The organism is Dongia sp. agr-C8 (genome assembly GCF_054658695.1).
In genome coordinates, this window is sequence record NZ_BAAGHZ010000005.1 from 40166 (window position 1) to 52278 (window position 12113).

Here is a 12113-nt window from a genome sequence, read left to right on the forward strand (position 1 = left end):
CCTTACTGCGCCGCCCGTCGGCGTGCCTGCCAGCCGTCGCGCGGCCGGTCGAACCAGACATGCACCTGACCGGTGCCGATCGAGTTTTCGTATTCGCTGAACAGCCGGCCCGGCGCGCTGAAGGCGGCTTCGCCCATCGCCGCCGCCATCATCACATAATGGCCGAAGTTGGCCTCCGGCTTGTACTGCAGGAACTCCGGCATCGCCTGCAGCACGCGCGCGTGGTCTCCCGCCTTCATCCAGTCGAGGCGGTCAAGATCGGCCTTGGCATGGGCCGGGCTGAAAATGTGCTCGACGCCCGCCGCCTCATGCGCGCGCAGCTTGGAGAGCGGCCAGAACTTGTGGCTCATGGCGCCGGAGGCGAGCAGCAACACCTTGCGATCGATCCCCGCAATCGCCTCGCCCAGCGCCCGGCCGACCCGCAGGAAGTCGTCGGTCTCCCCGGTCTGCGCACAGGAGACCGAGACCCAGGCTTCGTTGCCCTTCTGCAGATACTTGATGAGGTTGACCGTCGCGTACTGGATCGGCAGATACGGATCTTCGATCGGCGTGATCCAGGTGCCGTGCTTGCCGGCAAGTGCCGCGACCGCCTTTGCGAAAGCCGGATCCCCCGGCGCGTCATACGGCACCTGTGACATGCCGCGCGGCAGTTCGTCGGAGGTGTACTTGCCCTGGCGCCGCGCATGCGACGTGATCACGAACTCGACCGTGGTGAACCAGTGGGAGTCCAGCACCACAACCACGTCGTAGTCGAGCTTCGACAGCACCTCGGCCTTGAGGCGGTTGAGGCCTGTCACCACCGAGAATTCCTGCCCGTTGTTCAACTCGTAGCGGATCTCCTTCGGCAGCATGACCGTGGGGACATGCGCCAGGAGACCGCAGCCGACCACCTCACCCATTTTTGCTCCATCCGCCATTCTTGGCCCAGCCAGCGGGCGAGAAGATGCTCGCCTTCACATCGCAGTAGAAGTCGAACGACCAGGTGCCGCCCTCGCGGCCGATGCCGGACTTGCCGTTGCCGCCGAACGGTTGCCTGAGGTCGCGTACGAAGAAGCAGTTGTTCCAGACGAGGCCGGCGTTGATCTGCGCGGAGACGCGCCTGGCGCGTTCCTCATCCCCGGTCATCACCACACCGGCCAGGCCGTATTCGGTATCGTTGGCCATCTGGATCGCCTGCGCCTCGGTCTTGAACGACTGCAGGCAGAGCACCGGCCCGAACACCTCTTCGCGCAGGATTTCGGAATCCTGCGGCGGATCGAGAAACAAGGTCGGCCGATAATAAATCCCACCGAGCTCCTCGTTCGGTCCGCCGCCAAGCACGGGCTTCAGGCCTGCCTCCCTGGCGCGCTTCACGAAGCCATCAATCCGCTGGAAATGCGGCCGGCTGATCTGCGGGCCGATGTCGGTCGCCTCGTCACGCGGGTCTCCCTGGCGGATCTTCTTTGCCTTCTCGATGAAGGCGGCGATGAAGGTCTCGCGGATAGACTCTTCGACAAGGATGCGCGTGCCCGCCAGGCAGACCTGGCCGGCATTGTCGTATTGCCCGACCGCCGTGGTGACCGCGAGGTCGAGGTCGGCATCGGCGAAGACGATGAACGGCGACTTGCCACCCAGTTCGAAGGAGAGCGGCACCAGGTTCTCCGCCGCCGCGGCCGCGATGGTCTTCGCGGTCGGCACCGAACCGGTGAAGCTGATGCGCCGGACCTTCGGATGCCGGGTCAGCGCGGCGCCGGCGGTCTTGCCGAGACCCTGCACGACGTTGAAGACACCCGCCGGCAGCCCAGCTTCCGCGGCGATATCGGCCAGCAGGGACGCCGTCAGCGGTGCCCATTCGGGCGGCTTGTAGACCACCGTACAACCCGAAGCCAAAGCCGGCGCGATGCGCCAGGTGCCGAGCATCAGCGGCGCGTTCCAGGGCGTGATGATCGCCGCGACTCCGGAAGGATCCCAGCTCACATGGTTGCGATGGCCGCGGGTGTCGAAGTCCGGATGATCGAGCTGCAGCAGCCAGTCGGCGAAGAAGCGGAAATTATGCGCGACCCGCGGCATCACCCCGCGCCGGTGCGAGCGCAGCAGCGAGCCGTTGTCCCGCGTCTCGACCTGCGCAAGCTGCTCGACCCGCGCTTCCACGCCATCGGCGATCTTGTGCAGCAGGCGGGCGCGTTCCTCGCGGCTGGTCCGACCCCAGGTCTGGAACGCCGCATGGGCCGCGTTCACCGCCTGATCGACCTCGGCGGCGCCGGCGCTCGCCATATCGGCGATCGGCGTCTCGTCTATCGGCGAAATGCTTTGGAAACGGTCCGCGCTGTCCACGCGCCTGCCGCCGATCCAATGCCTGCTGTCGATTTCGACGCCTTCGACGCTCGCCGCCATAAGCCTCCCCCGTCGATCGGCTTGTTATTGGGGTTGCCGATCGTTCGACGTCGAATAATTTAGCCAGCACCTGATCCGAGTCAAGCGCCCTGGCGGGGATCCCTCGATTTCGTGCCTAGTCTATCTCGTGGAGCGGGCCGTCGATCTTCTCGATCGTTGCCAGGATCGCGCGCAGCACATCGGTGGCGGAGAGCATCTGCTTGGCCGACAGGCCGCCGACGATCCTCGTCTCCTCGGCGTTGAAGCGCGGGAACAGGCTGGTGATCAGCGCGTCACCTGCCGACGTCAGGTTCACGATCACCAGTCGGCGCTCCGCTTCGTTGGTGCGCCGCTTCACCAGTTTCCGGCCTTCGAGCGTGTTCAGGATGCCCGAGAGCGTGCTCTTGGCGACGCCGGCTTCGACCGCGAGCTTGCGGGTCTCAAGCTCGCCGTAGATCCAGAGGCACCAGAGCGTGGTGAAGGCCGACCAGTGCAGGTTGGCCTCGGTCAGCACGCAGTGCTCGAAATGCTCGCGAATCGCCGCCGAGGCGCGGTGGATGTTGGAGACCAGGGCCATCGAGTCGAGGTTGACCCCGAGGCTCGCGACCCGGCGCTCGCCCAGCACCTCGCCCAGCGGCTTCTTGGAATGCGGGTGCAGCTTCGGCGTCGCCGCCGGGCGTTTGGTGCGGGCGCTGCGCGCAGGCTTGGCCACCAGGATCTCCCTGAAAATCCCCAACTGAGAACGCAAGGCGGCCGTCTTATAGCATCCCGGCGACTCGCGCCAGAAGCCCGCCGCCATGCCCAGGGCCGGATCGTTCCCCGTCGAACGACCGCCTTGCCCCTCATCTTGATCTGAGTTATCGTTCGACATCGAACGAAAAATGCGAGGCATCCGCAACTGAGGTTGGGGAGTGCAGAAACGCAGCGATGGCGGCGGCACATGATGCCGCCGTGGGACAGAGGGGAGGCTTGAAGCCATGTCACAGACCGGATCACTCCGGCGCAACGCATTGGGCGTCGCCGCGATCACTTTCTTCGTCGTCTCGGCGGCGGCGCCTTTGACCGCCGTCGCCGGCGGCTATCCAATTGCGATGCTGCTCGGCAACGGCGCCGGCGTTCCAGCGGCGGTCGTGCTGACCACGTTGATCCTGCTGATCTTCTCGGTGGGATACACGGCCATGGCGCGGCACATCGCCAATGCCGGGTCCTTCTTCGCCTTCACCGCGCGCGGCCTCGGCGGCGTGATGGGCGGCTCGGCCGCTTATATCGCTGTGCTCGCCTACAACACGATGCAGATGGGCCTCTACGGCCTGTTCGGCGCCGTGACGGCGGGCGTGCTCGGCGAATACGGGCTCGTCCTGCCCTGGTGGGCCTGGTCCCTGATCGCCATGGCGATTGTCGGGGTCTTCGGCTACATGAAGATCGATCTCTCGGCCAAAGTCCTCGCGGTCCTGGTGATCGCCGAATATATCGCCGTCCTGATCCTCGACCTGGCCATCATCGGCACCGGCGGCGACAGCGGCAACAGCACGGTCAGCTTCACCTACGACGCCTTCATGGGCGGCTCGCCGGTGATCGGCATGCTGCTCTGCTTCGCCGCCTTCATGGGCTTCGAGGCGACCACGATCTACAGCGAGGAAGCCAAGGACCCCGGCCGCACCGTGCCGCGGGCGACCTATGCCTCGGTGCTGATCATCGGCATCTTCTATGCGATCTCGACCTGGGCCATGGTCAACGGCGAGGGTGCCGACAAGCTGATGACGACCTTGGGCGGCATGGATCCCACCACCTTCATCTTCGCACTCTCCGAGCGCTATGTCGGCGGCTGGCTGACCACCATCATGAGCCTGCTGCTGATCACCAGCGTGTTCGCGGCGCTCCTGGCCTTCCACAACGCAGCGGCCCGCTACTTCTATGTGCTCGGCCGCGAAGGGCTGCTGCCGGCGGGCTTAGGACAGACCCATGACCTGCACCAGAGTCCGCATCTCGGATCGGTCCTGCAGACCGTGCTGGCCCTGGTCGTGGTCGGCATCTTCATCCTGACCGGCCAGGATCCGGTGCTGGGCCTGTTCGCTTGGCTCACCAACCTCGCGACCTTGAGCGTGATCACGCTGATGGCCCTGGTCTCCTTCGCGGTGATCGCCTTCTTCCGCAAGAATGCAGGTCTTGAACCCTCTGCCTTCAAGTCGAGCATCGCGCCTTTGGTCGGCGGCGCCCTGCTGGCGATCATCGGTGTCATGGTCGTGGTGCATTTCCCCGACCTCACCGGCGCCAACAAGGCGATCGCTTATGGTTTGGTCGTGCTGGTGCCGATCGCCGGCCTGCTGGGTGCCGTCGTCGCCAACCAGTTGAAGCAGCAATCGGGCGCCCGCTTCGCCGAACTGGGTGCGCACCAGACCGAATAGCCGCCCGAATCGACGAAAAGGCCGGGGCCGCCAGCCCCGGCCTTTTTTGTTTGCGGTCCCGGCTCTGGATTGACCATGATCAAAGCATGGCCGCCGATATCCGGCTCGAATCAGTGCAGCCGGAGGCCGGGAAGTCCGAATGACATGCTGAAACTGCGTCGAGTCGCCATCGACACGCCGCGCGAGAACGTCGTCTATCTCGCGCGGGAATGCCCGATCTACCGCGCCGAGAAGTTCCAGGGCCTGGCCAAGATCGAGGTCTCGGCCAACGGCCGCTCGGTCCTGGCGGTGCTCAACATCTGCGACGACGCCGAGCTGCTCCACCCGGATGAGCTCGGCCTCTCCGAACAGGCCTTCCGGCAACTGGGCCTGCCGGAGGGCAGCGATGTCGCCGTCGCCCAGGCCGGGCCGCCGGCCAGCCGCGAAGCGATCCGCGCCAAGGTCACCGGCGCGCGGTTGGGCTATGCCGAGTTCGAATCGGTCATCCGCGACATCGTCGCCAACCGCTACTCGAAGATGGAAATCGCCGCCTTCCTGATTGCCTCGGCCAGCTTCCTCACCACCGAGGAAGTATTGGCGCTGACCCGCGCCATGGCCGCGGTCGGCAACCGCCTCGCCTGGCCGGAGCAGACCGTGGTCGACAAGCACTGCGTCGGCGGCATCCCCGGCAACCGCACCTCGATGATCATCGTGCCGATCGTCGCCGCGCACGGGCTCGCGATCCCGAAGACCTCGTCGCGCGCGATCACCTCTCCGGCCGGCACCGCCGATACGATGGAGGCGCTGGCGCGGGTCGAGATCAGCGCCGAGGAGATGCAGGACATCGTCCGCGCGGTCAAAGGCTGCATCGTCTGGGGCGGGCATGTGAACCTCTCGCCGGCCGACGACATCCTGATCTCGGTCGAGCGGCAGCTCGGCATCGACACCCGCGAGCAGCTAGTGGCCTCGATCCTCTCGAAGAAGCTCGCCGCCGGATCGAGCTATCTGGTCATCGACATTCCCGTCGGCCCCTCCGCCAAGGTGCGCTCGCTCGCCGAAGCGATCCGCCTCCGCAAGCTGTTCGAGTTCGTCGGCGACCAGATCGGGCTCTCGCTCCAGGTCGAGATCACCGATGGCAGCCAGCCGATCGGCAACGGCGTCGGCCCGGCCCTGGAGGCGCGCGACGTGCTGCGCGTGCTGCACGCCGATCCCACGGCACCCGGCGACCTGCGCGACCGCGCCTTGCTGCTCGCCGGGCGTATCCTGGAGTTCGATCCCGCCTTGCGCGGCGGCAAGGGCAGCCAGCGCGCCCGCGAGCTCCTGGAAACCGGCGCCGCCGCGCGCCAGATGGAGCGCATCATCGCCGCCCAAGGCCCCTCGCCCCATGTCGCTCCCGGGGCGATGGTCGAGGACGTCTTGGCGCCACATTCCGGCGTGGTCACGGGCATCGACTGCTATCGCATCGCGCGAATCGCGCGGGTCGCCGGGGCGCCGACCGACAAGGGCGCCGGCGTCGATCTCTTCAAGAAAGTCGGCAGCCCGGTCGAGGCCGGCGAGCCGCTCTATCGCATTCACGCCGAGCATGCGACCGACTTCCGCTTCGCAACCGGAATGGCCGGCCAGGATTCCGGCTTCACCTTGAGCGCGCCATCATGACGATCTCCCTGAAATTTTGCGGCGCCGCCGGAACGGTGACCGGCTCCTGCTATTTGCTGAATCATCCGCGCGGCCGGGTCCTGATCGACTGCGGCTTGTTCCAAGGGCCGAAGACGCTGCGCGAGCTGAACTACGGAGCCCTGCCCTTCGATCCGGCCAAGATCGACGTGGTGCTGCTGACGCATGCGCATATCGATCATTCCGGACTGCTGCCGAAGCTCTGCAGCGCCGGATTCACCGGCCGGATCATCGCCACGGCGGAGACCAACGCCCTGCTCGAATGGATGCTGCCGGATTCAGGCGCGATCCAGGAAGGCGAGGTGCAGCGCCTGAACCAGCGCAACGCCCGCCGCGGGCGCCCGGAGGTGGAGCCGATCTACACCCGCGCCGACGCCGAAGCGATGCTGCCGCGCCTGAGCGCGCTCGAGCAGGACAGCTGGTCGGAGGTCATGCCGGGGGTCCGCGCCTGTTTCCGCGACGCCGGCCATATCCTCGGCGCCGTCTCGATCGAGCTCGAGGTCGTCACCGACGATCCGAGGCAGCGGACGCTGCGCATCCTGTTCTCCGGCGATGTCGGGCCGGATATCAAGCCGTTTCATTCCGGCCCGGAAGGATCCGAGAACTTCGACTATGTCGTCATCGAGGCGACCTACGGCGATCGCGACCGCCCGCGCCTCAACGACGACGAACGGCGGGCGGTGCTGAAGTCCGTCATCGACCAGGCGCGCGCCACCGGCGGCAACCTGATCATCCCGGCTTTCGCGGTCGAACGCACCCAGGAGCTGCTGGCCGATCTCATCGCCCTCACCGCACGCGGCGAGATTCCGGCCATGCCGACCTTCCTGGATTCGCCGCTGGCGGTGGGGGCGACCCAGGTGTTCCGGCGCTTTCGCGGCGCGCTCCGCCTGCCGGCGGATATTGCCGACCCGTTCCAGGCGCCGCACATCCACTACGTCACCACGGCGGAGCAGAGCATGGCACTGGACCGCATTGCCGGCGGCGCCATCATCATCTCGGCCAGCGGCATGTGCGATGCGGGCAGGATCCGCTATCACCTGAAAAGCAATCTCTGGCGCAGCGACGCCACCGTCCTGCTGGTCGGCTACCAGGCGCCGGGCACCATGGGCGCGCTGCTGAAGTCCGGCGTGACTTCGGTCCGCATCCACGGCCAGGAGGTCAAGGTTGCCGCCAAGATCCTCAGCATCGACACCTATTCCGGCCATGCCGACCGCACCGAGCTCATGGCCTGGCTGGAGGCGCGGCTGCCGGTCTTCCGCGGCGTCTTCATCACCCATGGCGAGGAGACCGCGCTTGCGGCGCTGAAGGACGGCATCCTGGCCAAGGGACTCGCGAAGGCTGACGTGGTGATCCCGCAGCTCGACCAGACCTTCATTCTGCATCCGGCCGAGACGCCGCGGGTGGCCGAGGCCGAGAAGCCGGCGCGGCTCGACCCGGCGGCGATCGCCGCGATCCGCGTCGGCCGCGACTGGCATAACGACTATGCGAGCTTCCTCATCGATCTGCAGGCCCGGTTGGCGAAGGCGGCGGATGAACGCAGCCGCCAGGTCCTGCTCCGGCGCCTCCGCGACGCGCTGAACGAATAGTGCGTCGGACGCTCTGGCGGCTTCGCGCGCCATACGCCAAGATGCGGCCGCGAATCCGGCCACGGGGGAGTCATGCCGCGCGATCCACGCTACGATATTCTGTTCCAGCCGATGCAGATCGGCCCTGTCACCGCCAAGAACCGCTTCTTCCAGGTCCCGCATTGCAACGGCATGGGCATGAGCTTCCCAAGCTCTATGGCCGCCATGCGCCGCATGAAGGCCGAGGGCGGCTGGGCGGTGATCTGCACCGAAGAGACCGACATCCATCCTTCCGGCGACATGTCGCCTTTGGTCGAGGGCCGGCTCTGGGACGACCGCGACATCCCGGTCTTCGCCAAGATGAACGAGGGCGTGCACAAGTATGGCGCGCTGGCCGGGATCGAGCTTTCGCATACCGGCCCGCGCGATGCCTGCCTCTACAGCCGGGAAGTCCCGCTCGCCGTCGATCACACCCCGGTCTGGGCCGGCGACTATCCGGTGCAGGCCCGCGCGATGGACCGCGCCGACATCCGCAACTATCGCCGCTGGCACCGTGAGGCCGCCTTGCGCTCGAAACGCGCCGGCTTCGACCTCATCACCATCTATTGCCATGCCGGCAGCTCCTTGAACGGCGATTTCCTGAACCGCCGGAACAAGCGCGGCGACGAATACGGCGGGAGTCTCGAAAACCGCATGCGCCTGCTGCGCGAGGTGCTCGTGGATACCCATGAGGCGGTCGGCGATACCGTTGCCGTGGCGCTCCGCTATGTCGTGGACGAGCAGATCGGCGCGGACGGCAAGCCCGACATGGAGGAATCGCGCCAGATCGTCGAGGCCCTGGCCGAGCTCCCCGATCTCTGGGACGTGAACATCCGCAGCTGGCAGCGCGATTCCATGCCCTCGCGCTTCGGCCCGGAAGGGTCGCAGGAAGAGTTCATCTCCTTCGTGAAGAAGCTCACCACCAAGCCGGTGGTCGGCGTCGGCCGCTTCACCTCGCCCGACACCATGGTGTCGCAGATCCGGCGCGGCATCCTCGACTTCATCGGCGCGGCGCGGCCTTCGATCGCCGATCCCTTCCTGCCGAAGAAGATCGAGGAAGGCCGGATCGACGACATCCGCGAATGCATCGGCTGCAACATGTGCGTGACCTCCGACTTCACCATGGTGCCGATGCGCTGCACCCAGAACCCGACCATCGGCGAGGAATGGCGCAAGGACTGGCATCCGGAAATCATCCCGGCCAAGGGCTCTGACGACCGCGTGCTGATCGTCGGCGCCGGGCCTTCCGGTCTTGAAGCGGCGCGCGCGCTCGGCAACCGCGGCTATGCCGTGACTCTCGCCGAAGGCCGCGAGGTGCTGGGCGGCCGGGTGCATGACGAGAGCCGCCTGGCCGGTCTCGCCACGTGGGGCCGGGTCCGCGACTACCGGGTGCTGCAGATCCAGCGCATGCCCAATGTCGAGACCTATCTCGGGAGTGCGCTCACCGCCGCCGACATTCTCGACTACGGCTTTCCACGCGTGGTGCTGGCGACCGGCGCCCGCTGGCGGCGGGATGGGATCGGCCGCTCGCACGACACTGCCATTCCCGGCCTCGACCAAGTCGCCGTCTTCACGCCGGAAGACGTCTTCGCCGGGAGATCCATCCCCGGCCCGGTCGTGGTCTACGACGACGATCGCTATTACATGGGCGGCGTCCTGGCCGAGCAGCTGCGCCAGCAAGGCCTTGACGTCACCCTGGTGACGCCGGCTTCGGATGTCTCGAGCTGGGCCTCCAACACCTTGGAGCAGCCTTGGGTCGAGGCCCGCCTCTATGAGATCGGCGTCAACGTGGTCGAGAAGCACGAGATCGCCGGCGCCGGCAAGAACGAGATCCGCATCGCGCATAGCGGCAGCGGCCGCGAACGCAGCCTGCCCTGCGCTTCCCTGGTGCTGGTCACCATGCGGCTGCCGAACGACGGTCTCTACCGTGAACTCGAAGCGGATGCCGGGCGACTGAAGGATGCCGGCATCACGTCGCTGACGCGGATCGGCGATTGCCTGTCGCCGTCGACCATCGCCGCGGCGGTCTATTCTGGTCATCGCACTGCGCGGGAAATGGATGCGCCGCCACGCAACGACGAAGTGCCGTTCAAACGCGAGCTGATGGCGCTCGAATGAGGGGGAGAGTCATGACGATGTCGCCGAAGGACCGCGCGCTGGGCATGGACTGCAACATCAGCCGGCGCGACTTTCTGGACGGCGTGGCGCTCGGCGCCGTGGCAATCGGCGCCGGCAGCCTCGGTATCCGCGGCGCCCGCGCCGACAATGCCGCCTATCCGCCATCGCTCACCGGCGTGCGCGGGCACAACCTCGGCGCCATGAACGTCATGCATGCGATCCGCGACGGGTCGTTCTGGGACAAGGCCGGGGCGCCCGAGGCGAGCGGCGAATCCTATGACCTGGTCGTGGTCGGCGGCGGCATCAGCGGCCTGGCCGCCGCCTTCCTTTATCGCCAGCAATCCGGCGGCAAGGCCAAGGTCCTGATCCTGGAGAACCACGACGATTTCGGCGGTCATGCGAGACGCAACGAGTTCACCGCCGGCAACGGCGCCAAGCTGATCGGCTACGGCGGCTCGGAGTCGCTGCAAAGCCCGAGCTATTTCACGCCGGCAGTCCAGGCGCTGCTGAAGGACATCGGCATCGAGACCAGCAAGTTCGAGAGTTACTACGATGCCGGATGGAGCGAGGAACGCGGCCTCGGCGAGGCGGTCTTCTTCGCCAAGGAAGTGTTCGGCGCCGACAAGCTGGTCAAGATGACCGAGAAGGCGGCGGATTGGGTGCCGCTGACGCCGCTCAACGACCAGGCCAAGCGCGATCTGATCGAGCTGCTCGACGACCCGCGGGACTATCTCGACGGCAAGCCGCGCGAGGAAGCGCTGAAGATTCTCTCCGAGACGACCTACGAGAAGTTCCTGACCGAGATCTGCGGCTACGACAAGCAGCTGGTCGACTTCTTCCAGTCCTCTACTCAGGCCTATTTGGGCGTCGGCATCGACGGCGTGACGGCGGCGGATGCCTGGGGCAACGGCAATCCCGGTTTTGACGCCATGGATCTCGGCGAGCAGCCCTACAAGACCATGAGCCCCAGCGGCCGGCTCGCCCTCACCGACCCCGACGAATACATCTATCACTTCCCCGACGGCAATGCCGGGCTCGCCCGCGCCTTGGTGCGCGCGCTGATCCCCGGCGCCCTGCCCGGCGCCGGCATGGAAAGCCTGGCCACCACCGCCGCGCTCTACGACAAGCTCGACGTCGCCGGCGATCCCGTGCGGCTGCGCCTCAACGCTTCCGTGGTGAAGGTGAAGCATGATGGGGCACCGGATGCCGCGAAGTCGGTGACCGTCACCTATGTCGAGAATGAGAAACTGAAGACCGTGCAGGCCGGCCATGTGGTCCTGGCCTGCTGGCACCGCGTCATCCCCTACCTCACCGACGAACTCGGCGAAGACCAGGTCGCGGCACTGCAGGACCAGCAGAAGGTGCCGCTGATCTACACCAACGTGCTGATCAAGAACTGGCGCGCCTTCGAGAAGCTGGGCATCGCGGGTTTCGAGATGCCGTCCGGCTTCTGGGAAGGCGCCGCGATCGACTACCCGGTCAGCATCGGCGAATACAAGTTCGCCCAGGCGCCCGACGATCCGGTGCTGCTGCATCTCTCCAAGGTCGTCGTCTCCGGTGAGCGCGGCGTCTCGGCGCGCGAGCAGGCCCTGGCCGGCCGGCGCAGCCTGGTCGAGATGAGCTTCGAGGAGATGGAACGGCAGATCCGCGACATGCTCGGCCGGGCGCTGGCCGACGGCGGCTTCGATCCCGCCCGCGACATCGAGGCCATCACCTGCAACCGCTGGTCCCACGGTTATGCCTACGAATACATGCGCCCCTGGGACGCCTTCTGGCCGGACGGCGAACTGCCGATCGTGAAGGCGCGCAAGCCCTGGGGCCGGATCGCCATAGCCAACTCCGATTCCGGCGCCTATGCCTATGCGCATTCGGCCATCGACCAGGCAGCGCGTGCCGTGCGCGAGCTGCTGGGCGACCCCGGCAACTTACCGGCTTTCGCCGACTTCCCCGGCCCGCCGCGCGAAGAGATTGGACTTTAAGC

8 protein-coding genes are annotated in these 12113 nt (G+C 66.6%); 5 read left to right on the forward strand and 3 right to left on the reverse strand.

What is annotated here, in order from left to right; all coding sequences use genetic code 11:
• Positions 1-2: 2 nt before the first annotated feature.
• The 3 genes from ACYQ4T_RS24470 to ACYQ4T_RS24480 form a co-directional block, all read right to left on the reverse strand.
• A complete protein-coding gene (locus ACYQ4T_RS24470; RefSeq protein ID WP_459859242.1) occupies positions 3-899 on the reverse strand; it encodes a DODA-type extradiol aromatic ring-opening family dioxygenase in 897 nt (298 codons plus the stop codon).
• Positions 892-2373 carry an aldehyde dehydrogenase gene (locus tag ACYQ4T_RS24475; protein WP_459859243.1) on the reverse strand — a complete coding sequence of 494 codons (1482 nt, stop codon included), beginning with the start codon at positions 2371-2373 and terminating at the stop codon, positions 892-894. The genes ACYQ4T_RS24470 and ACYQ4T_RS24475 overlap by 8 nt, the downstream gene beginning before the upstream one ends.
• A 115-nt stretch (positions 2374-2488) precedes the next feature.
• Positions 2489-3064 carry a MarR family winged helix-turn-helix transcriptional regulator gene (locus tag ACYQ4T_RS24480; protein WP_459859244.1) on the reverse strand — a complete coding sequence of 192 codons (576 nt, stop codon included), beginning with the start codon at positions 3062-3064 and terminating at the stop codon, positions 2489-2491.
• Positions 3065-3329: 265 nt separating this feature from the next.
• Between ACYQ4T_RS24480 and ACYQ4T_RS24485 the strand changes: the two genes are divergently transcribed.
• The 5 genes from ACYQ4T_RS24485 to ACYQ4T_RS24505 all read left to right on the forward strand — a co-directional run bounded on the left by ACYQ4T_RS24485 (position 3330) and on the right by ACYQ4T_RS24505 (position 12111).
• On the forward strand, positions 3330-4757 hold the full coding sequence (locus ACYQ4T_RS24485; RefSeq protein WP_459859245.1) for an APC family permease: 1428 nt from the start codon (positions 3330-3332) through the stop codon (positions 4755-4757).
• A 144-nt stretch (positions 4758-4901) separates the two neighbouring features.
• Complete coding sequence (locus ACYQ4T_RS24490; RefSeq protein ID WP_459859247.1) at positions 4902-6392, forward strand: thymidine phosphorylase family protein; 1491 nt, start codon at positions 4902-4904, stop codon at positions 6390-6392.
• Complete coding sequence (locus ACYQ4T_RS24495) at positions 6389-7996, forward strand: MBL fold metallo-hydrolase (RefSeq protein ID WP_459859248.1); 1608 nt, start codon at positions 6389-6391, stop codon at positions 7994-7996. Before ACYQ4T_RS24490 ends, ACYQ4T_RS24495 begins: the two co-directional genes overlap by 4 nt.
• 72 nt (positions 7997-8068) lie before the next feature.
• Positions 8069-10132 carry an oxidoreductase gene (locus ACYQ4T_RS24500; protein WP_459859249.1) on the forward strand — a complete coding sequence of 688 codons (2064 nt, stop codon included), beginning with the start codon at positions 8069-8071 and terminating at the stop codon, positions 10130-10132.
• An 11-nt stretch (positions 10133-10143) separates the two neighbouring features.
• Positions 10144-12111, forward strand: coding sequence for an NAD(P)-binding protein (locus tag ACYQ4T_RS24505; protein WP_459859250.1), 1968 nt, complete (start codon positions 10144-10146; stop codon positions 12109-12111).
• Positions 12112-12113 lie beyond the last annotated feature (2 nt).